General features: G+C 41.2%; 23 protein-coding genes. 11 read left to right on the top strand and 12 right to left on the bottom strand.

Annotated elements, in window-relative coordinates:
- Positions 1-4 precede the first annotated feature (4 nt).
- From CLV32_RS04045 to CLV32_RS04075, 7 genes are all read right to left on the bottom strand, one after another.
- Positions 5-1,624: a S41 family peptidase gene (locus CLV32_RS04045; protein ID WP_166641875.1), complete on the bottom strand. Its 1,620-nt coding sequence runs from the start codon at positions 1,622-1,624 to the stop codon at positions 5-7.
- Between the two features lies 1 nt (position 1,625).
- Entirely contained in the window at positions 1,626-3,614 is a 1,989-nt protein-coding gene (locus CLV32_RS04050) for a TlpA family protein disulfide reductase (RefSeq protein ID WP_133552636.1), read from the bottom strand.
- An 18-nt stretch (positions 3,615-3,632) separates the two neighbouring features.
- Positions 3,633-5,009, bottom strand: a complete 1,377-nt coding sequence (locus CLV32_RS04055; RefSeq protein WP_133552638.1) for a RagB/SusD family nutrient uptake outer membrane protein — start codon at positions 5,007-5,009, stop codon at positions 3,633-3,635.
- A gap of 5 nt (positions 5,010-5,014) precedes the next feature.
- On the bottom strand, positions 5,015-8,617 hold the full coding sequence (locus tag CLV32_RS04060; protein ID WP_133552640.1) for a SusC/RagA family TonB-linked outer membrane protein: 3,603 nt from the start codon (positions 8,615-8,617) through the stop codon (positions 5,015-5,017).
- A 146-nt stretch (positions 8,618-8,763) separates the two neighbouring features.
- Positions 8,764-9,951 (bottom strand): FecR family protein, encoded by a 1,188-nt coding sequence (locus CLV32_RS04065; protein WP_133552643.1) that lies wholly within the window; start codon positions 9,949-9,951, stop codon positions 8,764-8,766.
- A gap of 134 nt (positions 9,952-10,085) precedes the next feature.
- Positions 10,086-10,664: an RNA polymerase sigma factor gene (locus CLV32_RS04070; RefSeq protein ID WP_133552645.1), complete on the bottom strand. Its 579-nt coding sequence runs from the start codon at positions 10,662-10,664 to the stop codon at positions 10,086-10,088.
- 158 nt (positions 10,665-10,822) lie between these two features.
- Entirely contained in the window at positions 10,823-11,377 is a 555-nt protein-coding gene (locus CLV32_RS04075; protein ID WP_133552647.1) for a cysteine hydrolase family protein, read from the bottom strand.
- A gap of 174 nt (positions 11,378-11,551) precedes the next feature.
- On the opposite strand from CLV32_RS04075, the gene CLV32_RS04080 reads away from it, so the two are divergent.
- From CLV32_RS04080 to CLV32_RS04100, 5 genes are all read left to right on the top strand, one after another.
- Entirely contained in the window at positions 11,552-11,998 is a 447-nt protein-coding gene (locus CLV32_RS04080) for a DUF2141 domain-containing protein (RefSeq protein WP_166641876.1), read from the top strand.
- Positions 11,999-12,051: 53 nt separating this feature from the next.
- Positions 12,052-12,732 carry a DUF4397 domain-containing protein gene (locus tag CLV32_RS04085; protein ID WP_133552651.1) on the top strand — a complete coding sequence of 227 codons (681 nt, stop codon included), beginning with the start codon at positions 12,052-12,054 and terminating at the stop codon, positions 12,730-12,732.
- Between the two features lie 126 nt (positions 12,733-12,858).
- The gene (locus CLV32_RS04090) at positions 12,859-13,896 is read left to right on the top strand and encodes a sensor histidine kinase (RefSeq protein ID WP_133552653.1); all 1,038 of its coding nucleotides are present in this window, start codon (positions 12,859-12,861) and stop codon (positions 13,894-13,896) included.
- Positions 13,877-14,641 carry a LytR/AlgR family response regulator transcription factor gene (locus CLV32_RS04095; protein ID WP_133552655.1) on the top strand — a complete coding sequence of 255 codons (765 nt, stop codon included), beginning with the start codon at positions 13,877-13,879 and terminating at the stop codon, positions 14,639-14,641. Before CLV32_RS04090 ends, CLV32_RS04095 begins: the two co-directional genes overlap by 20 nt.
- Before the next feature lie 128 nt (positions 14,642-14,769).
- Positions 14,770-15,363 (top strand): porin family protein, encoded by a 594-nt coding sequence (locus tag CLV32_RS04100; protein ID WP_133552657.1) that lies wholly within the window; start codon positions 14,770-14,772, stop codon positions 15,361-15,363.
- A gap of 96 nt (positions 15,364-15,459) precedes the next feature.
- Here CLV32_RS04100 and CLV32_RS04105 read toward each other — a convergent pair whose 3' ends face one another.
- Together CLV32_RS04105 and CLV32_RS04110 are read right to left on the bottom strand one after the other, a co-directional pair.
- Positions 15,460-16,032: a hypothetical protein gene (locus CLV32_RS04105; protein WP_133552659.1), complete on the bottom strand. Its 573-nt coding sequence runs from the start codon at positions 16,030-16,032 to the stop codon at positions 15,460-15,462.
- 446 nt (positions 16,033-16,478) lie between these two features.
- Positions 16,479-16,880, bottom strand: coding sequence for a winged helix-turn-helix transcriptional regulator (locus CLV32_RS04110; protein WP_133552661.1), 402 nt, complete (start codon positions 16,878-16,880; stop codon positions 16,479-16,481).
- A gap of 125 nt (positions 16,881-17,005) precedes the next feature.
- On the opposite strand from CLV32_RS04110, the gene CLV32_RS04115 reads away from it, so the two are divergent.
- Entirely contained in the window at positions 17,006-17,608 is a 603-nt protein-coding gene (locus CLV32_RS04115; RefSeq protein ID WP_133552663.1) for an FMN-dependent NADH-azoreductase, read from the top strand.
- A 113-nt stretch (positions 17,609-17,721) separates the two neighbouring features.
- A complete protein-coding gene (locus CLV32_RS04120) occupies positions 17,722-18,957 on the top strand; it encodes a PQQ-dependent sugar dehydrogenase (RefSeq protein WP_133552665.1) in 1,236 nt (411 codons plus the stop codon).
- 19 nt (positions 18,958-18,976) lie between these two features.
- On the opposite strand, the gene CLV32_RS04125 is transcribed toward CLV32_RS04120, so the two are convergent.
- From CLV32_RS04125 to CLV32_RS04135, 3 genes are all read right to left on the bottom strand, one after another.
- Positions 18,977-21,676, bottom strand: coding sequence for a peptidase associated/transthyretin-like domain-containing protein (locus tag CLV32_RS04125; RefSeq protein WP_166641877.1), 2,700 nt, complete (start codon positions 21,674-21,676; stop codon positions 18,977-18,979).
- Positions 21,618-22,418, bottom strand: coding sequence for a GLPGLI family protein (locus CLV32_RS04130; protein WP_133552669.1), 801 nt, complete (start codon positions 22,416-22,418; stop codon positions 21,618-21,620). Before CLV32_RS04130 ends, CLV32_RS04125 begins: the two co-directional genes overlap by 59 nt.
- 83 nt (positions 22,419-22,501) lie before the next feature.
- The gene (locus tag CLV32_RS04135; protein WP_133552671.1) at positions 22,502-22,777 is read right to left on the bottom strand and encodes a hypothetical protein; all 276 of its coding nucleotides are present in this window, start codon (positions 22,775-22,777) and stop codon (positions 22,502-22,504) included.
- A gap of 387 nt (positions 22,778-23,164) precedes the next feature.
- Here CLV32_RS04135 and CLV32_RS04140 point away from each other — a divergent pair, with 387 nt between their 5' ends.
- The 4 genes from CLV32_RS04140 to CLV32_RS04155 all read left to right on the top strand — a co-directional run bounded on the left by CLV32_RS04140 (position 23,165) and on the right by CLV32_RS04155 (position 26,609).
- The gene (locus CLV32_RS04140; protein WP_133552673.1) at positions 23,165-23,905 is read left to right on the top strand and encodes a LytR/AlgR family response regulator transcription factor; all 741 of its coding nucleotides are present in this window, start codon (positions 23,165-23,167) and stop codon (positions 23,903-23,905) included.
- A 207-nt stretch (positions 23,906-24,112) separates the two neighbouring features.
- A complete protein-coding gene (locus CLV32_RS04145; protein ID WP_133552675.1) occupies positions 24,113-25,198 on the top strand; it encodes a sensor histidine kinase in 1,086 nt (361 codons plus the stop codon).
- Between the two features lie 115 nt (positions 25,199-25,313).
- Positions 25,314-25,763, top strand: coding sequence for a VOC family protein (locus CLV32_RS04150; RefSeq protein WP_133552677.1), 450 nt, complete (start codon positions 25,314-25,316; stop codon positions 25,761-25,763).
- Positions 25,764-25,793: 30 nt separating this feature from the next.
- Positions 25,794-26,609: a helix-turn-helix domain-containing protein gene (locus CLV32_RS04155; protein ID WP_133552679.1), complete on the top strand. Its 816-nt coding sequence runs from the start codon at positions 25,794-25,796 to the stop codon at positions 26,607-26,609.
- Positions 26,610-26,663 lie beyond the last annotated feature (54 nt).

A 26,663-nucleotide genomic window follows, 5' to 3' on the forward strand; every position in this document is an offset into this window, starting at 1 on the left:
GTCGTTATTTTTTACTTGTTTTCTTTTGTTTTACATCTTGGTTTTGCAGCAGCGAGTCATAGGTCTTTTGGTCATTTAACAGTGCTACAGCCTGTATAAAACTTTCGCTTGCCTGATTTCTAACCTGTAATTCATATCCCTTGCCAACGTATAATTGCCCGGCTATTTCTGCCTTTAATTGTGTACGTAGCTCTTTTCGCACAACTGGATTTGCAGCAGAAATAGCAATTCCAGCCGATTGGGCCTGAATAAGGAGAAGATCCAAAGCTGATTCAGGGACGTTGAACTGAGCATTGAATGCCGGGAACTCTTTGTAAGTGGCTAAAAGCGAATTCCGGTTTTTCTGTGCATACTCAAAGGCTATTTTCAAGGTCAACCCGCTATTCATTGTTTTAGCCATCCAGGCACTGTACAAAGAAGTATCGATTGGGATAAACTTATCAGGCATAATGCCTCCGCCGCCGTACACCACACGTTTATTCATCATGGTCATATATCTTAATGAATCCGGAAATTTAAAATGACCTTCCTCAATCAGTTCTCCAGAAGCCATTCTGCGACTAAAATCCTGGAAGTAGTCGGTCTTACCCTTTTCATACGGCTTTTGGATTGATCTTCCTGATGGGGTGTAATATCGCGCTCCAGTGAGTCTAATGATCGATCCATCTGCCAGTTCGAGCCCTTTCTGCATCAGTCCCTTTCCAAAACTTCGTCTCCCTAATACAACAGCACGATCCCAATCCTGTAATGCTCCAGTTACAATTTCTGCGGAAGAGGCCGTTGACTCGTCGATTAGCACCACGAGATTTCCATGCATAAACTGGCCAAATCCGCCCGTCATATAGTTGTCGTGCACCCCCGTATTGGTAACTGCATAAAAAACCTGCTGTCCCTTTTCAAGAAATTCATCTGCCACACCTATCGCAGCTTCTACGTAACCGCCACCATTTCCCTGTAAATCCAGAATCAGCTTAGTCATTCCCTGCGCCTTGAGCTGCTTCAGCGCTGCATCCATTTCGCGCCGGGTAGACTGGCTGAATATCGATAGGGATATGTATCCAATTTTACTATCTACCATATAACTGGTATTGACGGATAAGTCAGCTATCTGTTCACGCATAACATCAAGTTTTACAATTTCAGGTTGCTGTGTCCGGGCAATTTCCAAAGCCACAGCTTTGCCCTTTTCGCCACGAATCATCTTCATGATTTCCTGATTCTTCAGCGATTTTCCAAAAATAGATTTGCCATCTATAGCTAAGATGCGATCGCCAAGCCTCAGCCCTGCTCTCGCTGCCGGTCCGTCGGGATTTACACCGGTTACAAATGTACTGTCATTCACCATGGCGAACTGGATGCCAATACCAGCAAAACTTCCGCTCATTGACTGGTTCATTGCATCTGCTTCCTCCCGGCTTAGGTAGCTGGAATGCGGATCCAGGCTACTTAACATGGCCTTTATAGATGCGTCAACTAATGACTCATCATTAACCGGATCTACATAGTTTTGCTGAATTAGCTTTAGCGCATCCTGCAATTTCACTTTTGGATTCATTTGTGCATCGGCCGATAGTGCGAAAAATGTAATCGCGATAATCAGTAAGCCTTTATTTAAGTTCTTCATTCTATTTTTCTTTGCGTAAGATTTCAATGGCCATGGAAAGTTCGTCTTTAAGCTGACTCGGGCTTCCCGAATATCCTTCAGAGCTGTAACGCACCTCTCCATTTTTAACGATTATTTTTCTTGGAATTCCTGACGATTTGAAAAGTGGCACGAGACTGCGGAACACCTCGTTTTGCTCCCCATTGGCGCCGATTCCGTCATGTAATAAATTGAAGCGAAAGCCTTTAGACTTCACATAATTAACTGACTTCGTTTTATAATCACCAAACTGCATGGTGCCAATCATATAGACAGCGATCTTCGGATCTTTCGCGTACTGATCAATTAGCAACTGCATGCCTGGAAATGCTTCGATACATGGACGGCACCAGGTTGCCCAGAAATCAATCACTACAATTTTATCTTTCCATTCTGATGAACTCACAGAATTTCCATTTGCATTTTCTAAGGTAAAAGGCGTAAGCGGATAGTGTACCATATTGGCCATCACGTGCGTTTGCATTTCCGCTTTGATATCATCGGGCACTAGCTTAGAGAGGTATTCTTCATAACCTCCGGCATTTCCTTTATGCTGGGTAGTATAAATCTGCTTTAACTCGTCAAACATTGCAGGCGTAACGGCGTTTGATTTGACACTTTTTTCCAATAGTGCCTGAACGAGATTTACTTTTCCTGTCTGTTTATACATATCCATGCGCAACTCATTCAGATCAGCATAGGCATATTGTTTTTCAACCTGTAAAAATTTATAGCTGTTCAAACCTTCCTCGTAGTTCTTGAGTGCATAAGCAAGTTTAATGTGCGACGTTAATCTATCATCCAATTGCTGATCGGCATTGGCCTGTTCTTTCTGCTTGTCACCGCCAAAATCAGCATAGTAGGATCCATCAGTTCTTTTAGCGATCAGCATTGGGATGATCTGTTGACTCAACATAAAGTACGTTTTCTTGTCCAATGCATTAGACATCTCTGCTTTGGTGATATTCCATCGGTACACTTCATTTGCCGTCTTAAAATCAAAATCCTTAAACATTGCTGAGAATTTATCATACTGCTGACTTTCAAAGTAGGATGCTTCCAGGGTACGGTAGGTTGTGTAATACAGGAAATCCTGATTGCGGTTTTTATCCCCTGCTTGCAGATCGGGGAAAGCTTTAAGAAACTGTTCTGCAGCAAGTCTGTATTGCGCCGGATTAGTCGTTGAATTTACCCGCTGATAGGTTAAAAACCTTGCCGTATTTCCTGTAGGGAACTTTTGCATGATTACTTTTTCCGCTTTATCCGCTCCAGCAGCATTTTTGAGGTCTATAGCATAGTAACGTTGGATAGCGGTAAGTGTGTTTTCATCTGTAGTCTTAACTGAAAGTTGTTTTTGCAACACTTGATCAGCGAAAGTGCTGAATGCCGTAGCATCCATTGTATTTTTCTTCAGATTGAGATAATCTACCAGATAGGCACTGGTAACGGAGCCGCGTATGCTTGTTTCCTTTTTTAACAAGGAATCGATCTTACCGACATTATTTGAAGGGGTAGAAAATCCTTTCAGGGTATAGGTATGTTGACCTGGAGAGGTAAGTAAGGCCTCTGCTAAATATCCCCCTGGAGCCAGCTTCTTATTTTTCGCAAGCACGGTAGTAAAAAATCCTTTCCCGTTGTTATTATCCAGGGCTTCAATTTTCTCGCGGGTACCCTGGAAAAACTTTACTGCGGCAAAAACTACATTTTCAGGAATAGTGTAACCTGCGGTCCATACGTCCTCAACTTTCTTGAGTGTTAACTGGTCTGATTTCCATTTAAAGTTTTCATAAAGTGCCAGCTCTGCAGTAATCTGATCACTAAACTCCAGATCTCCGCCTTTTGGGTTAAAACTGAGCACCACTTTTTCTCCGGCAATTGGCTGCTTAGGCAACCATGCTACGCGTTGGGCATACCCTGCTTTGCCTGATAAAAGGCAAAGCAGTAGCATACATAAATTAAAAATATGTTTCATATTGTGTGTGTTTTTATGTTATCGGGGGTTTTGCGCCAATTCAGGATTTAGCAAAATGTATTTATCGCCAATAGGATATAAATACCTGTTACTATTTGGTGATAGCGTATAGGATGTCTCTTTAAATACCCTTGTTTTACTAACTGCAAATGACTGATCAAGATTTAAGCGTTTTTGATCAAACCACCTTAAGCCTGTTCCGAAAAGCTCTTTCCTTTTCTCGTCTACCACAATCTTTAGCGCTTCATCGGCCGAATTTGCAGTGAGTGCGACATAGTTGGCATCGGTAAACCGTTTTTTGCGCAGATCGTTTACCAGAGTCAATGCGCCTGCTGTATTTCCAGCACGCGCCAGACATTCTGCTTTAGTTAACATCATTTCTGGAACAGAAGGCCCATTAACAATTGAAAATTCACCATTGAGCAGATATCTGGAATTTGCACGACCGGTAAAGGCGGCGCTAAATCCACCACCGAATGCAGACCGGGTATTTGTAAATATCCGGTAACGGAGATCATTCACGCCCATGGCCGTCAAGAGGTCATTACTAACAGAGATAGCAGTATAAGTTACTCCCGACAGTTTTGAAAGCATAATCTCAGGATCCTTCAATCTCACTGGGACTGTACCTGGTGCAGCGGCAAAGGTTTTAAGATCAAGCAGGGTATTTTGCAAAGTTAAAGCACTATCTGCATACACGCTTGCTTTATTAAAGTCACGCATATTCAGGTAAGTTCTTGCCAGGATCGCGTAAGCAGAAACTTTAGCTGGCCTAACGTTGTAGTCTGGCAAAGCAGGCAATCTTGATACTGATTCGCTCAAATCTTTAACAATCTGAGTATATACTTCTGAAACTGAAGCACGCTTTAAACTTGTATATAGGTTAGGCGTGGTAAGTAACGGTACAGCGGGATCTATAGTTGCTGTAGCATCAGTATACTGCTTACCGTACATATTTACCAGAATTAAATACGCATACGCACGATGAACCAATGCCTCGGCATAGATTTTCTCCTTTTCAGCAGTAGTTCCGCCAAGTGAGCTGCGCACTCCTGCAATTACCTCATTGCAGGTATATATTGTTTTATACAATTTTTCCCAATCTGCGTCACCTTGTGTTTCACTAGTGTATTTGGCAGCCCAGGTATACACATTACCAAGTATATCGCCCAATGTATTCTGCCGCGTCGGGTCGGTTATTTCCGTATCATCACCAGATAAAATCGGATAGCTGAAAGTGCCCTCCAGTACCGAATTATTATTCATGGTATACCGGTAGTCGGTCGTATATTTTAATGTACGTTGGTTTGGTTGTTCAATTTCCACATACTTCCTGCAACCTGTTGCGATGATTGCAAGTGCTACGCCTAATAATATTAAATATTGTCTTTTCATGATGTTTAAAATGAAGCGTTTAATCCGAAAACATAACTTGTTGTTGGTGGAATGCCAGTGAAGTTGCCTGTATTTACATACTCTGGATCAATTCCATCTTTGTTAGCCTTCCAAATCACGCCCAGATTTCTTACGTTGGCAGACACCGTTAGTGATTTGACAAAGCCATTGGGCAAGAACCGTCTTGGCACCGTATATCCAAAAGAAACCTGCTGCAAGCGAATATTATCGGCTTTGCGAATCAGCGCATCCGAAAATCTATACCTGTTTATGCTGTTAAAATTAACTCCGGTAAGTCCCGGTACATTCGTGTTAGCTTCATCCCCAGGATTTCTCCAGCGGTAAGCCAGGTCTTCCTGCCTACCCAAGACTCCTGTATAGCTTCCTTCAAATGTAGGGTAGTTATCAACCGAACTTTTCGAGAATACATGTCCAAAATAACCAGTAATCTGAACTGCGACATCAAATTGTCCGTATTTGAAATTGTTCATAAATCCACCACTGTAAGGTGCATACGCCCTACCCACATACTTAAGATCATCTTTTGTAAAGGCACTGGTTAAATTTGTTGTGTTGGAGATCACGTTATTGTTGCGGTCGTAAATCTGTGATTGCCCTTTATTATCAAGGCCTGCCCAACGATATGCATACAAGGATCCTAAGGGCATTCCTTCAACTGTTGCTGCTGTTCCGGCGATAGATGAGGCATTATTTTGATATCTGGCATCAGTAACTATATTGGTGGTATAACTTAAATTAACTGAGGATCTCCAACTGAATGCCCCGGCGCGTATCGGTTCACCGCTAAGCATAAACTCATAACCATGTCCGCTTAGTGTACCACTATTAAACTGCAGGGAAGACCAACCGTAAGTACCGTTAAAAGCAAAGTTTGCAAGCAGACCGTGTGTGCGTTTGGAGTAGACATCAAAAGTCCCTGACAATCTATTATTGAGCATGCTAAAATCGAGACCAAGATTTACAGAGCGTGTTGTTTCCCAACCCAGATCCGAGTTTGCCGGTGAGGTGATGTTTGCTACTGGTTGTCCTGTTCTGGGATCCGCACCTGAAAGTGATAATAGTGTAATGTTTGATCCATTTTGCGGTACCGACCCACTCGTACCGATGGTTGCACGTATTGCAAGTCGGCTCAACCACTTCATGTCGGTAAGAAAATTTTCTCTGTCAGCATTCCAACGGATTCCGGCAGACCAGAATGGCAATGCACGTTTGCTTCTATCTATTCCTAACAAAGTGTAGTCATCAAACCTGATGCTGCCGGTAGCAATATATTTATCGTTGAAAGCGTAAGATCCATTGCTATAATAGGAAAGGTATCTTTTTTTACTTGTACCTACATTGCTCAGGTTATTACCAATCGTTGTTGAGTAACCGTATAGGGTCAAGTAAGATGTTGTAGGGTTAGCAGCGATTATTGTACCTGTATCTTCGTTATAACCATATCTGGTTTCATTGGTATTGGATACCCCGGTCTCCCTGATCTCTGCACCGGCAATTATATTTACGTGATGTGCTTCCTTGATCGTAAAATCTGCATTTAGCTGTCCACGAACACCTGTATCATAGTTGTTGTCGTTTGCCATGATATATCGACCTCCATAGGGCACATTATACACCAGTTTTCCATTGGTAACCACCGTACCAGTATTCACGAAGATCCTGGAGTTATAGCTGTTCAGTTCATCTACCGTAACATTACTGCCTAATTGTCGCTGACTTGAAAAAGAGACATCCGCATTAAGCCATTTGGCGATCTTTCCATTGAGTCCGGTATTAATTCTGAACACATTGCTTTTACTGGTATAATTTGAATAATTCAATTCATCCATTGCACTGTAGCCGAATGGCAGATAACCTTGTGCAACAAAGCCTGACGCAATTGATTCCCTGAATACCGAGGTACGTGAAATGTTGTTCCCAGCTGCATCTACCAACAAATCATAAGGTCTGAGCGCAGTGGTACTAATTGAAAGGGCGTTGATTGCTGCAGCATTGTAAATTGATTTAGAAAATTGATAATTGATTAACGCACGCAGTGTGATTCTTTTTTTAAAAAAGCTTGTAGAGGTGTTTGCGTTCACAAACATGTTCTCGGCCATATTACTTTTGAAGATGGGCACATCTTTAACGTAACCGCCCGATACGTAATAACTACTATTCTCGTTGCTTCCGGAATAAGAGAGATTGTATTGGTGGTTAACCGCATTTTGCAAGAGGTTGTCTTCAATTTGCTTGTAGGCATTCCTGGAAGAAATCTCTGCCAGGGCTGCATCGCGCTGGGCAGCTGTTGCTGTTCCGCGTTTTACACGGTACATCCACTCTGTAGCTTCACTGTTATTTGGCGTATAGAGTTCATTGCCTGGAGATGCCGACGCTGGATCAACCAGAAAGCCTTTATTGACCATCTCCTGCTCCATATCAACGTACTGAGCACTATTCATCCACTTTAATTTAGAAAGAGAGGGGTTTTTAGAAGCTCCAAAGGTATAACTGAAGTTAAGTGAAGGATCATTTCTTTTGCCTTTTTTTGTATCGATTACGATGACTCCATTTGCCGCCCGTGAGCCCCAGATTGATATTGCGGAAGCATCCTTCAGGAAGGTGATGTTTTCTATATCTGCAATATTCACATTACTGATCACAGAATTCCCAAAACCAGTACCAACCAATCTGGTAAGCGCCGGAAGATCACTTGGATTCATCAATGGGAATCCATCGAGTACAATCAGTGGCAGACCACCACCACCAGAATAGTTATTTACACCTCTGATCTGAATCGTATTTCTTCTGACGTCAAATTTTACCCCGGGAACTTTTCCTTCCAGTCGTTCCAGGAGATTTACGGTAGGAGTTTTCTCCAATTCTTCACGCGTAACGGTAACGTATGCACCTGCAGCACGCTCACTGCTGAGCTTCTGATAGCCCGTAGAGATCACATTTACTTCGGTAAGGTCGGCCGAAGCCGCCCTCATGATCATCATGAAGGGTGTTCCTGTGGAACGGTCTACAAACGCTTCTTCCGGTTTGAATCCCACAAAAGTAAATTGAAGTACCAGTCCGTTTGCAGGGATATTGTTGATTACAACCTCGCCTTTAGCATTGGAAACATACATTTTATTCAGTGTCTTGTTGTACACGTTTGCACCGGGGAGTGGTTGGTTCAGGGAATCCCTCACTAGTATTTTTATTTCTTTGTCTACAACAGCTTCCGCAACTTTATCAGCTAAAGTAGCCTCTTTAATCACGATAGTCCGCCCATCAAGGGAGAAGTTGAGTGACTGCGAAGCCAGTGACTTTTGTATGGCCTCCGCGACAGATACAGCATTAAGATTTACTGTTACGGGCTTTGCGTTTAATACAACATCAAGGTCATAGATGATAGAATATCCACTTTGTTTACGAATCTCTTTGAGTACATTTTCTAGTGGCGCATTTTTTTGTACAAGCGTGATTCTCTGAGCCATGGTTGATGCGCTCAATTGCATGAAAGCTACTAATAAAAAGAAGGCAGTCAATCGCATAACAAGGAGAAATCTATGGACGTGCGGGTTAAGCACCTCAAATTTTAAGGTAAAATTTTTATACATTTGTTAAGGGTTTGGTTTATGCATGTTGCCCGGTTTTCGAAGGCAGAGCAACTGCAGGGTTAGTTGATTTTAAATGATATCCGCCGTCCTGATAGCCAGAGGTGTTCGAAGCACTTCTGGTTATTCTTTTTTGCGGGGTAATTAGTTTATTCTGAAACGATTACCCTCCTTCCTACTATCGTAAAATGTACTTTTCCTGTGGCTTGAATATGGTCAAGTACATCCGAAATATTTGTTTCTCTGGACATCCAGCCGCCGAGCATTAATTTTTTTGGCGCCGAATCTGTATAGATGACATCGACGTCGTACCACCGTGCTACTTTGCGCATAGCGCTGTTTAAGTCTTCACGAAAAACGAAGTCGCCATTTTTCCAGGCCACAGCCATATCCGTATCGGCATCAGAGACCTGTAAGTTTGTTCCATTGAATGCAGATTGCTGTCCGGGTTTGAGTGTGACCGATTTGCCCGCCGAGGTGCTAACCGCTATGCTTCCTTCGAGGAGCGTAGTACGGACAAGGGGCTCATCTGGATAACTATTAATGTTGAAATGCGTTCCGAGGACTTTTATTTCCTGTCCAGCATTTCTACCATCGGTTGTAGCCACTACAAACGGCAGTCTTGATTTACCACTTTTATCCATAACATGAGCAATCTCGAAATAGCCTTCCCCTTTCAAGGTAACTCTACGTTCGGTATCACTGAATGTTGTTGGATAGGTTAGAGAAGAGGCCGCATTGAGCCAGACTTTAGATCCATCGGGAAGGACAATAGCATATTGCCCTCCCTTTGGGGTTTCAATTGTGTTTGTGAAGTTAGATTTAGTATGTGCTGATACAGCTTGATAGATTAGTTCTCCGTTTTTCTTTTTGATAATCTCTATCCCTGATTCAGTGGTGAGCAAGCCATTATTAGTTTTGCTCAGATCAACACGCTTTCCATCGGCTAAAATCAAGAAGGCGCTATTGGTACCTGGAGCAATGTCTTTTTCCTTACTGATTGTAAATCTTTCTGGAGTAGTCTTTTTCTGTGTATAATATAAAATAGCAAGTGCAGAAACCAAGGTGATGGATGCTGCTATGGCGACCTTTTTAAACCAGCTGAGGCGTACCGTCTTGACTGTCGTATATGGATTAAGTATAGTTTTATCGGAAATGTCCTGTTGAATATTCTCCCACATTCGGTTACCTAGCGCTTCATAATTGTGGTCTGCTTCTGGATAGTCGGATTGTTCGCCCTTAAGTAAGTACCAGGTTTCCAATCGGTCGGATTGCTCCACTGAGACTTTTCCCTCCAGATAGGCGTCGATAATTTCTTCGGGTTTAAGGTATTTCATAGCTGCTTAATACGCTGATATATTAAGATGACAGTTTGCTCAACACGATGTTGTATGCGATATTAAAAAAAAGTTATCTTTTTGTTAATGGATCGTATTTTGTTTTCGAGTTTGGGTAAATCGCATCTCTTGTTTTATAAAATAGTAAAGAAGAGCGCTATGTGGTTGCCGAGTTTTTTGCGAAGGATAGTGATCGCTTTATTCATCTGCGTTTTAACGGTTAGCTCAGAAATCTCCATTACATCGGCAATTTCTTTATAAGAGAGGTGTTGCTTTCGTTTTAACTCAAAGACTTCGCGCATTCTTGACGGGAGATTCTGGATTTCATCCTCAATGAGTTTAGAGAGGATTCGTTCTCTGGTCAGATGATCAGTGAGTTCATAGCCATCAACCATAAATTTTTTCAAATCTGTTCGGTATGATGCCTGTACAGAGCTTCTTGCAATGATATTTAACACCTGGTTCCTGACTATGGTATACAGGTATGCAGCCAGAATAGTATCGGTTGGTAATTCAGGTGCAGCTTTCCATAATTTGGTAAAGGTATCCTGTACAACGTCTTCTGCCTCGTTGTCATTTTTCAGCATTCTGAACGCATGACGAAAAAGGATAGGCCAATACCGCTGATAAATTTCGGCAAAGGACGCACTATCGCCGCTTCTAAGTTTTAAAAGCAGTGATTCATCATTTAATTTAGCACAATCAGCATCCATCCCACAACAATATTACAGTAAATTTAAAATTCCTGAGAGAAGATTCTAATTATAATCGAAATAATTTGACAGTATACCTGAAAAAACTCATTTCAGTTATATAGGCGAGAGAAATTATTAAAAAAGGTAAATTATTGCACGATAATTCAGCTACTGGATTATTCATTTTTCCATTCTGAGAGCGTTACTACATCAGCCTGCATAGGAAAAATCTTTTCTGTTAAAACCTTCTGAACTTCAGCATCACGATCTCCACAACAATCAGAAAGTACCGTGATCAGAAAATCTTTATCAGCAGCTTCCCGTAATGTAGATAATACTACACCGCTTGCTGCCATACCGGCAAGGATGAGATGTTCGATATGCTGAGACCTTAAAACGATTTCCAGATCGCTACCAGAAAAGGCACTAATTCGTCGTTTAACGATTACAATATCATTAGCGGCAGGCTCCAACTCTGAATGAATGCTCATCAGCTCTTCCATATTGGGTGCAGCATACCTGTCTTTATTACCGCCAAACATTTTGTTTGCGGGGTGAATTTCGGGCGCTCCTGGTCGGAAACCTACTTTCACAAAAATAACCTGAATACCTACAGATCTTGCATATGTTATCGCTGCAGCTGCATTTCTGAGTAATTCTTGCGCGTTACCGAGACCCGCCAGAACGGCGACCTGCATGTCCATTATTAATAGTGCTGTGTTTTTTTGCATGTCAAAATGATTAAAGACTTATGATGTATGAAGGTACTGATAAAGTATGGCAGCCGAGGTTTAAGCAATCAGAAACTTCAAATGCCGATATGCCCGGTTCAGGTATCTTTTATAACAAGGATGCGACTGATCTATGGATCTTTGTATCACAAAATCATTTTTAAAGCCACCAATATGAAAAAAACACACGTATCAAGTTTTAGCTTATTAATAAGCTTATTGCTGCTTTTAATTAATTGTGAAGCACAGGGACAACAGCAAACATCGATCATAATAACTGGCATTAAAGGCAATGCCGGTAAAATAATTGTACAAATTTTCAGGGATGAGACGAGTTATCAGGAGCAGATACCCTACAAAAAAATCACGTTTCAAAAAACTGGTCTTACCAAAGGCATATTAAACGTTCAGATCCAACTGGAAGCCGGAGTTTATGGATTTACAATGATAGACGACGAAAATGGAAATGGGAAAATCGACAAAAATTTGATCGGAATTCCAAAAGAAGGGTTTGGTTTCTCAAACTTCTTTATGGAAAAAATGAAAAAACCAACATTCGATGATTTCAAAACAGATTTAAAAAAACATGCTGAAATCATCATGAAAGTCAAATACCTATAAGGCTATAGCTTGCCTAATTCAATAATTACAATAAAAACTAAAAATCATTTATCATGACAATTTCATCAAACAACAACTTCTTTGCTGGCATCGCTTTGCTAACTTCTGTCCTATTTTCGTCGTGTGAAAAAAACGACATCGATAACTCGGGTCAGTTCCATCTTAAAATAGTAAACGCATCACCAACTGCTGGTGCACAGACCTTCACATTGGCAGGCAATGTATTAGTTAGTAATGGCTTAAATTATAAGGAATCTTCAGCATATATCACGAGTGCATCTGGCACAAGGCTCGTAGCTGAATTTAAAAATCAGGGGACGAACAGCATTTATGCTTCGGGAGAAATCTGGACAGCCAACAATATCAATCAAACAGTATATCTGGCTGGTCAGGGTTCAAAAGCGAGGGTTAAAGTTTTTACAGACGATCTTGCCGCCCCAAACAACAATCAAGTAAAGGTGAAATTTATTGATTTCAGCGACAATGGCCCCTCAGTTGTGAAAATAGAAAATGGAACTGGCGACGATCTGGTGAGCAGTTTGGCGAGAAACGAAGACAGTGGCTATAAATATGTAGCAGCAGGCACCTTTACAGTTCAGATTAAAGGTCTAACTGGTACTAATAATGCCAACACCTTTGTCGTACCAAATCTTCAGGCCGGAAAAATTTACACAATTTACTTTACTGACGCGGCTGATGGTGGCATGGTTGTAAATACGGTACAACATAACTAATGAAATTTGATCGTTCATTTTCGACATATCACTTACGGTAATATATATTTTTCTTCAGGTTACATTTTGTCCGCTTCGGCGAACAAAATGACCTAAATTGATCTTGCATTAGCTACATTTGGTAAGATGCCACACAATCTACCAACAAAACGTCTAAATCGTCTAAGCTTATTGCTTGCAGCCATTATTGGCATCATCTTTCATATCATTATATCTCACAACTCCAGTGCACAGAGTAATTATTATTTTACGCTCTTTACAGTACTTGGGGTAATTCTAGTTGGATTTTCTGATGTGATTACCATGGTACAGCTTGCAAAGCTGTATAAACCGCAGTCCCTAAAATTCAGAATTTATAGAAATGTGATTACCTACCCGGTTAGTGTACTGATCTATTTACTGGTATGGCCTGTTATCGCACTACTTGCCGGAAAGAAATGGTCATACGATGATATTGAATTGTTTCTTGCATTCTTTGGTTCGGGACTTGTTATTAACACGATGATCATGATTCTGCACGATTCAGTCATGTTATATGAACATAAACTGCACAGCGAACTGGAATTATCCAGACTACAGATCGCTAATGCAGAGGCGACTAATCAATTGCTCAAACAACAAATTCAACCTCATTTTCTTTTCAATGCTTTAAACACCCTTAAGGCACTTTACAATAGCGACACGCAGGCCGGTGACACCTATCTGGTGCATATGGCTGCCTTTCTGCGTGCGTCGGTATTCAGAAGATCGACAAATATTTCAAGTCTGGAGGACGAACTTGAATTGCTGAATGACTATTTAGTGATGCAGCAAATTAGATTTGGCGTGGCCTTAGATTGTCGGGTAACGATAACCACACAAATGAAAAAAAAGTACACCTTGCCCACTTTTTCCCTGCAGCCTTTACTAGAGAATGCGATCAAGCACAACAATTTCACCCAACAGGATCCGTTGATTATTACTGTTTTTCAGGAAGGAGATTGGCTGATTTTCAGGAATAATATACAGCAGAAAAAGATCAGAACTGAATCTACGAATTACGGATTGGCCAATCTTTCTGACCGGTCCAGGCTCTGTTCAGGAGAAGAAATACGCATTGAGGAAGATGGCAAAATGTTTTCGGTCAGTATTAAAATGTTAAAAAATGAAGCTAATAATTATTGAAGACGAAGAACTGGTAGCGCTTGAGTTAGAACAAAACATCAGGAAGCTAATGGATATACCATTAACGATTGTACATCTGAGATCGGTGAAAGAGTCCATCCAATATTTCGAACATTCAGATTTACCGGATCTCATTTTCAGCGACATACAGCTAGGAGACGGTTTAAGTTTCGAGATCTTTGTGGAAACACAGATAGCTGTTCCAGTTATCTTTTGTACCGCTTATGATGAGTATGCACTTGATGCATTTAAAACCAACGGAATAGACTATATTTTGAAACCTTTCACCATGCAGATGTTGGATGCAGCCTTGAATAAGTATAAAGCTTTGAAGCAGATGTTTTCGACTGATCAAACTCCGCAGTACGATGCTTTACTACACCTGCTGAATATCCACGAGGAGAAAAAAACGTCTTCCATACTTGTTCACCATAAGGATAAAATTATTCCTGTAAAAACTGAGGACATCGCCATATGCTATCTAAAAAATGAGATCGTACATATGGTCACATTTTCAGGCGCTTGCTTTTACCCCAATAAAAACCTGGATGAGTTAGAAAGATCACTTGGGACTGCATATTTCAGGGCAAACCGGCAGGTGCTTGTCTGTAGAAATACAATCATTGATGTTTCTAATTTTTTTTCCAGAAAACTATCATTAAACCTAAAAATCCCGATTGACGAAAAAGTCATCGTTAGCAAAGCTAAGTCTTCCCAGTTTCTGGAATGGCTCTCCATGGGTTAAATCCAGTTTAAGTTCGACTTTGCCCGCTTCGGGTAGAAATCATTTTTCAGACGCGCTTTTGAGCTACATCTTTGAATAAATAAAAAAAGACGTAGCGTCAAAAAAAAGCAAATTTAAAAAAGGAATTTATGAAAAAGTCGACATTAATGTTAATCTGTTTTGTGCTTGTATCCATTAACAGTTTCAGTCAGGGAATAGCAAAGAAAATATTCAGCCGTATGGAGTTTGGTATTAAAGGCGGGGCCAATTACAGTGATTTTACCGATGCAAATTTCTCGACAGATCCGCTGGTAGGCTTCCATGGGGGATTTACGGTAGCATATAAGTTTACTGATCACTTTATGATCCAGGAAGAGTTTCTTTTTTCAACCCAAGGGACCAAAGTGCTTGATGGTCCTTTAGGCACGCAGGAATTAAAGCTCTCGTATTTTAATGTACCCATTCTACTGAAATACAGAACGAGTTTCGGTGTTTATATTGAAGGAGGCAGCCAGGTAGGCATCAAAGTTAAAGAGGATGTTGCTAACTTCAACGGAACAGATTTCGCGAAAAAAATAGACTTTGCAGCAGTTGGAGGTATCGGTTATCAAACGAAGATTGGGCTTGGTATCGGGGCGCGATATGTTTACGGGTTGGGTAAACTATCTGATCTAAACATCTCCAATATCAATAATGATATTAAAAACAACAGCATTCAAGGCAGTCTGTTTTTTGTGTTCTAAAAAACTCAAACAACGCCGGCCGCTGTAGTAGTCAACAGTTGCCGGCGTTATTTGATTAGAAGGTAAGATGAGCATAAAACTCAGCCTTCAGATCGCTTAATTTCTCATTTTCCCTAAGCGGTAAGCCGCAAGCAAATAATAGAAGGCACCAAAAGCCGCATAGCCTGCCAGACTGGTGATGCCCATTGTTGGATCATGTGCCAATACGATAAAAGAACTTCCACCCAGGATGGACTGCCCTCCACTGATGATCATTGGCCACTGACCGCCTAAAGTTTTCCTGCGTTTTATGGCGAGGATCAACTGGATCAGACCTGTAAGGATGGCCCATGCTCCGAATACCATAAGCGCTTCTGGAACGCCTTTTTGCAGAGCCAGCGCAACCGCTATAGTGGTAATTGTGCTGATGGCAGCGTTGATGTATTGAGGCATTTTGGACGTTCCGGTACTTTGTGCACGGATATCAAGAATTGTCCCGAATACATCCCAGGCCGGATAAATAATGAGTAACACCGAGGCGACACCGGAAGAAGTCTTGGCGAGTAAAGCAACCAGGATTACCCAGATGATGGAAAACGCAGCTCTAACAAAATAAAGGGTACGTAATGAGTTTGCAGTATCAGCGGCCTGGCCAGCTTGTGTAGTGCTTTTTAGAGATGTTGAAGTCATGACTTTAATTTTTAAGTGTTTTGATGATTCAAAGATCTCTACTTCCAAGCATGACTTTTTTAACCTGGGTTAAAATCGTATACTATTTCCTACTTAGTATTTCTACAAATCAAACTATCGAAAAGGGATCTATTTTGATCGCTCTAAATCAAAGGCCAGAGAAAAGATCATCATTGATAAAATGTTTTCAGATTTGAGTCGTCTATTAAAGTATGAACATGAAAAATACGAACAACCTATCACTTTCTCAGGAACCTCAAATACGTTTCCCACTGTGTCAAATGATAACAGGCAATTCTCCAACTCATGAGAATGGTTTGTTAAAAAAAGAACATTTCGGAATATTTTTAGAGAATCTACATCAGGGATCAACTATTAAAACACATGCTACTGATCAATATAGATCTGCGACGCATGGTTTAGGAAGTACCTTAGAACTCGATTATTTACTTGCTATCTCGGGTTAGACTATAACTTGTCAGCCTCATACTCTGTTTGACCTTTTCGCGGTGTTGGCCACCCCATAAACTCAACTCCCGTAATACATTTTTCAATGTTTTACTATAATCAGTAGCCTCATAAATAATAGCTACCGGCGTTGTCGGGTATACCTTTCTGGTAATAAAACCATTCAATTCCAGATCTTTCAGTTCCTTGGCAAGTACTTTGGAGGATATTCCAGTAATTTCATTTTGAATTTCGTTGAAGCGCTTAGCTAACTGAACCAGGCTTAGAATCAGGGGGAGCTTCCATTTTCCATTGAGTACATATAACGCATCAATTACATTTTTTAGGGAGTGTGCGCATTCCTCGGTGCTTGGCAGGGCGTTATTCAACTGATTATTCATAGTGACAAAGGTACCGACTTTCCCAAAGGTAAGCGCTTACCTTTGGGTAACTACTAACCTTTTATCACCAGACAGCGATACCTTTGAACTTGATAATTAAGCTATAAAACATTATTAATTTCATTATGAAACGTATCCTTCATTTAATATCAAGCTTGCAAGGTAAAGATTCGCACAGCATTAAGCTTGGTCATGCTATCGTGGAAAAAATCCAGGAAAAGTACCCTGTGAGTGCAGTTGAAGAACTGAATTTGGTAGACATTGAAATCCCGCATCTCAATCCCACAACTTTACGCAGTCTATTTATTCCCGGAGATCAGCTTACCGCAGCAGAAAAAGAATCCATCCGTTTTTCAGACGACGCTATCAAGCAGTTACTGGGTTCTGACATCATTGTTATTGGGGCACCATTGTATAATTTCACCATTTCAAGTTCGCTGAAGGCATGGATCGATCACATCACCAGGCCTGGGATGACTTTTGGCTATGGGGAAAGTGGGCCTGTAGGCTTGGTAAGGGGTAAAAAGGTCTATGTGGCGATGACATCAGGTGGTGTTTTTTCTGAAGGTCCGGGTAAAGAAAACGATTTTGTTGCGCCTTACCTAAAGGCTTTTCTTGGTTTCCTGGGTATGACAGATCTGACGGTATTTCGTGCTGAAGGATTAAAAGTATTGGAGTTAAAGGCGTCTGCAATGGAAAAAGCAATCGATAGTATAGAGATTGATTAAAACAAAAAACCCTGATCACCAAACATTTATCCAGTACGGAAGGTTTAGAAAGGTAAAGGGTCTTGAACTGCAAATAGTAGATCAGGGCCCTGAAACTTTTAATATGCCCCCCTATGAAATCCAGATTTTATCTTACACTAATAACATGCGCGATGCTGGTGCTCGCTGCCTGTTCAAAAGAGAACAATGACGGTACTGACGAAAACACAAATCCGACAGTTGGGCCAAGCGTAGAAACAACCCCAGCCAATACAAGTTATAAACCTGCTTTTACTGGTCAAACCAGAGTTGGCGCGGTGCGCACTACTACAGCGATTTCAGGAACCGCTATAGCCACTAGCCTCTCCTCCCCATGGGGCATAACCAGCTTACCCGACGGCAGACTTCTGATTACTCAGAAAACAGGGACGATGCGTATATCGACTACTACCGGAACGCTGAGTGCAGCTATTACAGGGCTTCCAGCTGTAAATTCGGCCGGCCAGGGCGGGTTGCTTGGCTTGTGTATCGACCCACAATTTTCTACCAACAGGATGGTATATTGGGTATTTTCTGAAAGTGTGGCTGCTGGAAATCAAACCTCAGTGGCAAAAGGGCGGCTTGCAGATAACGAGCGTACTATTGAAGGTGCAACTGTTATTTACAGGGCCAATCCGGCTTACAACGGCACTTTACATTACGGCGGCAGGATTCTGTTTGACCGTACGGGAAATCTTTTGGTTAGCACGGGAGAGCGGTCTGATCTGGCAACACTGCCACTGGCGCAGTCGGTCGGCGCAGCGCTGGGAAAAATCGTCAGGATAACAACAAGTGGGCAGCCGGCCTCTGGAAACCCAACATTCCAACAGGCAGGTTCTTTAAGCGAGCTCTACAGTATGGGCCACAGGAATCCACAAGGACTTGCATTACATCCTGTAACCGGAGAGCTTTGGCAAAGCGAACACGGTCCACGTGGAGGCGACGAGATCAACCGTGTACTGCCTGGCTTAAATTATGGATGGCCAACCATAACTTACGGCATAGAATATAGTGGAGAGCGTGTTGGCGCCGGAATACAGCAGCAGAGTGGGCTGGAACAACCTGTTTATTACTGGGATCCTGTGATCTCGCCAAGCGGAATGACCTTTTATAAAGGCAGTCGCGTTCCGGAATGGCAGAACAATCTTTTCATAGGTGCCTTGAGCGGGATGCACATCGACCGGCTTGTTATTGAAAATAACCGGGTGGTTGGTGAAGAAAGACTGTTGGCAGGCGAAAATCAGCGATTCAGAGATATCACCCAGGGTACAGACAATGCTTTATATGCTGTTACAGATGGGGGAAGACTGTATCGTATTGATAAGTTGTAACTGCCATCAATACTGGTTATTAAAAACGATAGTCGATCTTTAAATTAATTATCCTTGGTACAAGACGGTATTGCCAAACAGAGACTGAAATATCCTGATTTGTTTGCTCGGTATATTCTTTTCTATTCAACAGATTTCTGCCGGAGACAAAAAAAGTAAACTTACTGCGGGGATATGCATAACGCAATTCGGCATCAATAAACAGCTGATTGTTCTTTGCGTTCAGATTTTCAAAATGGTATAGTTCACCTTGAGTACGGAGGCTCAGGTTGTTTTTAAAAATAAAATCAAGATCGAGGAAACTCATATTATTGTTAAAAGTGTTATCAAAACTAGATTTTATGCGGCTGTAAGTCCATGATCTGCCTACATTGAAGTTAAAGAATCCATGGAATGCCGAACGCATTTCGAGGCCATAGTTATAGGTGCTGGATCTGGTATTTACGTCGATCCCTCCAATTCTGTTTTTATAATCGGAATTCTCGAAGCTAAATTTCGCTTTAATATTAGATGATATGGGGCTGATGTACCGATCTGTGCTCAGCATGGCATTGAACTGATTTCTGCTCCCTAGCACTATCTTAGATTTTGCGATATAATCCTGCTGAATCAAGTTATCTGTACTTATAAAATGGCTGTCTTTTTTGTAAGCAATGGTAGAGTTCATGAAAAAGTTATCTCCCCAATTGCCGAGTCTGTAATTGAGTAATACAGCGGAGGTGTTCATCTGGTTAAAATCGGCCATTCCTCTTGAAAATGTACGATAATCTGTCAGGATGTAACCTTTGTAAATATCGCTGACCTGCGTGTTATTGAAGGAGTACCTATACGTAACCGTGAATTTACTGGTCTTGTTCATCTGCCATTCGAAACCCAAGGCTGGCACCAGGAAAAAAGGACTTTGCTTTAGATAATCCAAACTATCGGCTTGTTTTACTTTGTTGAGCAGCTGATGACCTTCTACGCCGGCAACAAGATGACAATTACCAATTTTGTATCTATAATTTGCTTTTCCATATACCTCTGCCGCGCGATAGCTAATTTGATTTGAAAAAGGCTCAAGGTATTGGAAATTGCTCATTCTTGCGGTCGCAAGATGCGAATCGAAGGTATTCATTCTATTTACATAACCGGCTTGAAATTCCAACAAACTCCCATTAGACTGTTTAGTAAGGAGCCTGCCTTCGAGTGCAGCATATTTCATTTGCTGTACCGTTTCCTGATCAACATGTAACTTTGCTGCTCCGGAAGCCAATATAGGATACCTGACAGAGTCAATTAAGTAGTTTTCCGGTTGCCGTTCATTAAGATATCTCGCCGACAGGAGCAATACCGTTTTCTCGCTTATCTTATTGGTGTATATAAATTTATGATCATAAACGTTATCACGCTTAGTCAGACGCTCACGGATCTGGTTGGAATTCAGGAACGAATTTGCGGTATCAGTATTTTTCGAACTATTAAACACGCCTGTGTACTCAAACGAAGAACGGGGGTTTATATCGTACAGGTAGTTCAGCCTGCTTATTGCTGAAAATGTTTTCTTATTGGTCTGACTACTTTCCCGAACATTGATAGGCTGTGCTGTTGTAAAAAATGTCTGTGATCCACTGGTAACGAAGTCATTTTTATCCAGATTCAGGAGTGACATCACTTTAAGTTTCATTTTATCGGTCAGCGTCCAGATGCCATTAAGGGCAGGCATAACCACATTATTAAAATTAATGCGGCTACGCCTGAGTTGTGGCTGTTTCACATTGAGGTTACTCATGGGATCCAGTGTCTGCTTGTCTTCAATGGCATTTGGCCCGCCACTATTCTCAGGACTAACGAGGCTCCTGATATCACCTGAAGCATCATATCCGGTGTTGTTAATATTGGCTAGCAAGTAATATTTTGCTTTTGGACGGTAGGCCATCAGGTTAGTTCGGAGTTCATGTTTTGCGCCAATGCCGTAGCCTGCGCTAATATTACCGAACCATTGCTGCTTGCTATCGGCTTTGAGTTTTAGGTTTAGTGCAACTTTATCACTGTTCTCAATATTATGGAGCAGCCGGTTTTTAGAATATTTATCATAGATCTCCACCTTATCTATCGTTCCCGCACTCAGGTTTTTAGTGAGTAGCTTATAGCCCTTTTCAAAGAAGTCGTCGCCATCAACCATAACGCGTTCCACTTCCCTGTTACCCACTTTAATAGTACCGTCGGCAGTAACCTCGAGCCCTGGAATCCTTTTCAACAGATCTTCTGCAACCTGTTCATTACCGAGTGCAAAGGATTTGGCATCGATGATGATTGTATCCCGCTTAACTATCACTGGCTGTGCCGAGGAGACAATCACTTCCTTGAGGTTCTGTACATCTTCGCGCAGGGTAAGATCTTTTGTTAAGCGTTTATGCTGATCCGTAATCCTGAGTAGTGTAGTATCTGCTTTATGGCCTAAAGCCCGACCAATCAAATAATAAATCCCAGGGTTGCTTATCGTAAAATTATAGTCGCCGATTTTAGAAGCCGATGTATAGGCTGCAATATTATTCCGAAGCGTATCAATGACCATGAGGGTAGCAAAAGGTATGGGGGCGCCTGAACTGTTCCTGACTTTTCCATCCACAGCAACCTGTGCGGATGCATATCCACAGGTAAAAATCAGCAAACAGGCACTAATTAACCTCCCATTCATAGGCTTTTTCATCCCTGAACTTCCTGTTTTTCGGATCATCCTTATTTTCCATGATGACAAAACTTGAGGCTATTTCTCTGGGCATTTTAGACTTCATCTTTTCCATGGCTTCGCGTGCGGCGTTATCCATAAAAGCTGCATATTCTTTAATACTCATTTTTTTGCCTTCATCTGGGGGTACAATGCTGATTGGATTAGCTGCGGGGTATACGATTTTTTTTGCATAGGCACGGAACATGTTTTCGCTATCGGTAGCTTCCAGGATCAAGCCGGGCAATCCGAATAATTTCCATGGTCCGGCACTTACGGGTATCTCTTCAGTAAACCAGGCGGTATAAGCGCGTCCGCGGAAATTGGCTGTTGCCTTACGGCAGTTAAATTTCCCTATTTTTTTGCGATCGCCAGCAATTTGCCAGGGTATTGTTGTCCATGTATCATTGACAAGGTAGGACTGGATCAGCTTTGTTGGCACTGTTCTGTAGATCATTTGTTTTTTCTCAAAATCCCGGTAGTAGACGCTACCGATCGGGTCGCTGCCAAATACTACTGCAGATGCCGTATTGCCTTCTTGCCTCCCCACTTTGTTGGCAAGTTGTTCGTATCCATCCCTGGCAAATACAAAGAGTGAGCGTTGTCCATCAAAATTCAATGTAGCGAGCCTTTGAACGGGTGTTGCTCTTGGGTGATAATATTCGTATTCCACATAACCCTGAGTCTGCGCGCTGCAAATGTTCAGTGTAAAACTCAGCAGCACAAGAATCAATAAAGTATATTTTTTCATGTTGATATGATAAGTATTAGATCGTTATTAAATATAATGAAATAAAGTTGCTCCAACCTGGTTAATTTAGGGTTTTATAGGTTTTAGAAAAATATGCTCAGGAACCAGTTCCAGAAATCTGTATTACTTCCTGTATAGCCATTACAGTCCAAATATCCGTAACCAACAGTGTAATCATCCTGATAGTAAACTGGAAATCCGCAATCTGTATTTGGTTTGGTGTTGACATTAAGAACGTTGACCGGTATTGCCATTTTCTCTGTTTTTACAATGGCTTTACCTGATACCGATGGGTCTTTTGCTACAGCTGCTGTAGTCAAGAACAACCCGAACATTAAGAACAATAAAATTTTTTTCATGATTTTGGTTTTTAGTAGTTAATAAAATATGAGTCGAAACAACCTTATTTCCTTTGTTTAAATCTGCTTTATATCAAGCACTTACAGACACTAATTTAAAAGTGTTACGAATTAGTTGTTTCTGTCCCGGGATCAGAAAGCCGGCAAAATCTAATATTCTATATACACGGATGATTTACCGTGACGAATACGTTGAGCAACGGGACAGAAGTTGCGTACTTTTAGGGTGCATGTGGAGCGGATACCTACACGGATATCCGTATCCCAGCATTTTCGTAACACGATTACGCCATTAATGAGGAAAATTTTTACTCAGAGGAATTCTTTTTTTCCTAGTTTGCTACTTAAACCTTAAATTGTAGGGCGTAGAATAAATAAATGCCCTCAATGAAACTCAGATGTATAATTGTAGATGACGATTTGCATTCGATTAACGGACTCAAATCCTATATCAATAACCTATCCCGACTGGAGATCATACAGATTTACACAGACCCGTTACGGGCGATGGAAGAAATCGCGGCTATACACCAGGTTGATATTATTTTTATGGACGTAGATATGCCGGTTATATCGGGTATCGAACTTGCCAGGGCAATACGCCATAAAACTGACAAACTTATTTTCACTACCTCACATACTAAATTTGCCTACGAGGCTTTTGAATTACATGCGAATGATTTCCTGCTGAAGCCATTTACAATCGCGAGATTTGCGGAATGTATAAACAGGCTTTTTCCGCGGAAAGACCTGGATGTTGGCCACGGACAAGGAAAAATAGAGGATCATTTTTTTGTGCGCAATAAGAATGACAACAATGGAATGACTAAGGTCAGATACAAAGATATAATTGCCGTTGAAAGCCTTCAGAACTACATCAGAATCTTTACGATAAGTGGTCAGGTCATCACTTATATGAGTCTTACTGAGATTAAAGAAGTACTAAAAGATCAACCGAACTTTACGCAGGTGCACAGATCTTTTATCGTCTCACAGGAACATATCAGTAAAGTGGACGGTAATACACTCTTCATGGTAGACGGCATGGAGCTCACGATAGGAAAACTCTACCGTGAGCAGATGATGGAGTATTTAAGACAGCATACAATTAAAACAAATCGTTTGTAATCGCTTGCTCATCTTAACAAACCTGTGCCAGTCATTGTTATCGTTACTGTTGACTGATCCGTAGGCACTGTTGACGAATCCGATTTAGATGTTTTGCTTTTGAACACAAATAATGTTCTTTTAACAATTTTGACTGAATGTTTCATAGCTTTTTTACCTAAACATCGGTCGACAATACAATAATTGAAAGGAATTTATATAGACGCTATGATTACCGCTTTAAAAGACGAGAATACTACAAAAATCACCCTAAAAGATTGGATCTTTAAAAAAAGATTCCATTTCTACGGCTGGAGTGTTTTTCTTTTTTATGAAATCATTGTAGTTGGTCTTTATAGTGGCCATTTTGGTCACCCTGTAAGGTATTTGATTAATTATGGCTTAAATATTTCGTTGTTTTATTTTCATGCACATGTTGCACTTGGTTACGGCCTGAGGGATCCCAACGGAGCAATTTGGAAGGTACCCGGGCTGCTTGCGACCGAAATTTTCTGTTATCTACTCCTTGCCTTTAGCTCCCAGTGGCTGATGTTCAACTACAGTAAAATCCTTGAAGAGGGGCCTATCAAGTTTGATGATCAGTTTTATCTCGCAGCGGTATTCCGGTCCTGCTACTTTATTGTATTTTCGACTGGCTATTATTTTTTGAAGACCTATCTCGAGGAAAGAAAAAAAACTGAAGAACTGGAAAACAACCGCTTAAAAAATCTCGTTAGTTTGGCTCGCTCTGAAAATGCACACCTGAGGTCTCAGATTAATCCACACTTTCTTTTTAACACCTTGGATTTCATTTACCATAATGCGCTTGACAAGGCACCTGCAGCGGCTGAGGGAATCAGTTTACTTTCGGGCATCATGCGCTACGCAGTTGAAAGTTCTTGTGAGGCAGAGACCGTTAAACTGAGCGATGAAATAAGTCAGGCTGAACTATTAATCAACATCCACCAGCTGAAGGCAGATTACCTGTTAAATATCAGACTTTGGTATGACGACGATATTTTAAATGTAAAAATCATTCCATTGATGCTGATCACACTTGTTGAAAACATGTTTAAGCATGGCGATCTATTGCAAGCAGCATCACCCGGTACGATTCGCTTAACGATTGTTGAGTCAACTTTAGTTGTTGAAACGAGAAATCCGGTTTCATTTTATACGAGGCCGGGTACGCTAAAATCCGGTTTAGAGAACATCAGAAAAAGGCTCAATTACACCTATGGAGAAACTGCAACTTTTGTATATGGATTAACTGATGAAACCCATTTTACAACCAGACTGACTATCCCTGTTTAAGCTTATACATTTGCTGATTAGTTTTTTTAAAGCTTTTTATAAGTTTTACCTAAAACCGACGGCAGTCCGAGTCGGGGTTCTATCTTTGTAGGCATCGCTAATATTATCTTACAATATGATCAAGGGCCTTTACGAAACACATATCTACGTTGAAAATCTACAAAAATCTATCGAGTTTTACACAACAATTCTTGGTCTCGAGCAATGCCATTATGATGCTGAACGTAAGATTGCATTCTTCTGGATAGGGCAACCAAAAGAGGCTATGCTTGGACTCTGGGAGAAGCCGAAAGATGAAATCGACATCAGGCATTTTGCTTTTCGCAGCGATACAGCAGATATATTGAATAGATCTGTAGACTTCTTGAAGTTAAACGGGCTTAAGCCCTATAATTTTTTAAAGGACGGATCTGAGCAACCCATGGTTTTCGCATGGATGCCGGCGGTAGCGATTTATTTCCTTGATCCGGATGGCCACCAGCTAGAATTTATCTCAGTATTGGAGGGTAAGGCAAGACCTGAACTTGGCGTCATTTCTTATGAGGAGTGGAAGAATTTGAGTTGATTAGTATATTGCATTTTTAACACCAGTAAAATGGAATTCACCAAAATTAAGCCACATCCGGACTTAGCAGATTTTATTGAATGTTACTGGATGATGTATAGTGACGACCCAATTCCCGTGGTTGAAAAAATCATTCCAGATGGCTTTACAGAAATCATTTTTAATTACAGGGATGTTTACAGATCGAAAATCAGCGGAGCATGGCAGTTGCAATCGCCAAACTTACTTGCCGGTCAGCTAAGAACATTCTTTTATCTTCAAAACACGGGTACCACAGGATCTATTGCGATCAAGCTGAAGCCAGCAGCATTAACTCAGATTTTCGGTTTGAATATGGAGGAATATCTGGATAAAATTGTCGACCTCGATACTTTTCCGAATCCAGAGCTCGGTGAGCTCAAGGAAAAGATACGTTTTCTCTACAGCATCGACTACAGTAAAAAAAAGCCATTTGTCAAACAGGTTCTGGACGAATTTTTTAGTGGGGTTATAAAACCCGAAACAGAAAATCCGTTAAGGGCGCCTCTGGAGCTCATTTTCAGTTCCAACGGGATGGTTCCAGTTTCAGAAATGGCCTTGGCTGCAGGCGTTAGCGAAAGGCAACTAGAACGTCTGTTCAAAAAACATATTGGTCTTTCTCCAAAATACTACGCCCGGATCATCCGTTTCAACTATATTTTTCAGTTAATCCAAGGAAAAAAAAGCAGTTGGGCAGAGGTTGTTTATCAGTCCGGATATTATGATCAATCTCATTTTATCCGCAATTTCAAAGCCTTTACAGGTGAAGATCCTTCATCCTACTTTTTTGAAGAAAAAAACATCGCAAACTTCTTTTTAAACAAATAATGGGGTATGTCGGATTTGTACAATACCAGAACGATGAGGTGATTTATTTTTGAT

Origin of the sequence: Pedobacter duraquae, from assembly GCF_004362245.1 — a bacterium.
Taxonomy (GTDB): domain Bacteria; phylum Bacteroidota; class Bacteroidia; order Sphingobacteriales; family Sphingobacteriaceae; genus Pedobacter; species Pedobacter duraquae.

Excerpts from the sequence above, each read along its gene's own strand:
- CLV32_RS04045 (WP_166641875.1), bottom strand. The coding sequence starts at position 1,624 with ATGAAGAACTTAAATAAAGGCTTACTGATTATCGCGATTACATTTTTC.
- CLV32_RS04050 (WP_133552636.1), bottom strand. The coding sequence starts at position 3,614 with ATGAAACATATTTTTAATTTATGTATGCTACTGCTTTGCCTTTTATCA.
- CLV32_RS04055 (WP_133552638.1), bottom strand. The coding sequence starts at position 5,009 with ATGAAAAGACAATATTTAATATTATTAGGCGTAGCACTTGCAATCATC.
- CLV32_RS04060 (WP_133552640.1), bottom strand. The coding sequence starts at position 8,617 with ATGTATAAAAATTTTACCTTAAAATTTGAGGTGCTTAACCCGCACGTC.
- CLV32_RS04065 (WP_133552643.1), bottom strand. The coding sequence starts at position 9,951 with ATGAAATACCTTAAACCCGAAGAAATTATCGACGCCTATCTGGAGGGA.
- CLV32_RS04070 (WP_133552645.1), bottom strand. The coding sequence starts at position 10,664 with ATGGATGCTGATTGTGCTAAATTAAATGATGAATCACTGCTTTTAAAA.
- CLV32_RS04075 (WP_133552647.1), bottom strand. The coding sequence starts at position 11,377 with ATGCAAAAAAACACAGCACTATTAATAATGGACATGCAGGTCGCCGTT.
- CLV32_RS04080 (WP_166641876.1), top strand. The coding sequence starts at position 11,552 with ATGAAAAAAACACACGTATCAAGTTTTAGCTTATTAATAAGCTTATTG.
- CLV32_RS04085 (WP_133552651.1), top strand. The coding sequence starts at position 12,052 with ATGACAATTTCATCAAACAACAACTTCTTTGCTGGCATCGCTTTGCTA.
- CLV32_RS04090 (WP_133552653.1), top strand. The coding sequence starts at position 12,859 with ATGCCACACAATCTACCAACAAAACGTCTAAATCGTCTAAGCTTATTG.
- CLV32_RS04095 (WP_133552655.1), top strand. The coding sequence starts at position 13,877 with ATGAAGCTAATAATTATTGAAGACGAAGAACTGGTAGCGCTTGAGTTA.
- CLV32_RS04100 (WP_133552657.1), top strand. The coding sequence starts at position 14,770 with ATGAAAAAGTCGACATTAATGTTAATCTGTTTTGTGCTTGTATCCATT.
- CLV32_RS04105 (WP_133552659.1), bottom strand. The coding sequence starts at position 16,032 with ATGACTTCAACATCTCTAAAAAGCACTACACAAGCTGGCCAGGCCGCT.
- CLV32_RS04110 (WP_133552661.1), bottom strand. The coding sequence starts at position 16,880 with ATGAATAATCAGTTGAATAACGCCCTGCCAAGCACCGAGGAATGCGCA.
- CLV32_RS04115 (WP_133552663.1), top strand. The coding sequence starts at position 17,006 with ATGAAACGTATCCTTCATTTAATATCAAGCTTGCAAGGTAAAGATTCG.
- CLV32_RS04120 (WP_133552665.1), top strand. The coding sequence starts at position 17,722 with ATGAAATCCAGATTTTATCTTACACTAATAACATGCGCGATGCTGGTG.
- CLV32_RS04125 (WP_166641877.1), bottom strand. The coding sequence starts at position 21,676 with ATGATCCGAAAAACAGGAAGTTCAGGGATGAAAAAGCCTATGAATGGG.
- CLV32_RS04130 (WP_133552669.1), bottom strand. The coding sequence starts at position 22,418 with ATGAAAAAATATACTTTATTGATTCTTGTGCTGCTGAGTTTTACACTG.
- CLV32_RS04135 (WP_133552671.1), bottom strand. The coding sequence starts at position 22,777 with ATGAAAAAAATTTTATTGTTCTTAATGTTCGGGTTGTTCTTGACTACA.
- CLV32_RS04140 (WP_133552673.1), top strand. The coding sequence starts at position 23,165 with ATGAAACTCAGATGTATAATTGTAGATGACGATTTGCATTCGATTAAC.
- CLV32_RS04145 (WP_133552675.1), top strand. The coding sequence starts at position 24,113 with ATGATTACCGCTTTAAAAGACGAGAATACTACAAAAATCACCCTAAAA.
- CLV32_RS04150 (WP_133552677.1), top strand. The coding sequence starts at position 25,314 with ATGATCAAGGGCCTTTACGAAACACATATCTACGTTGAAAATCTACAA.
- CLV32_RS04155 (WP_133552679.1), top strand. The coding sequence starts at position 25,794 with ATGGAATTCACCAAAATTAAGCCACATCCGGACTTAGCAGATTTTATT.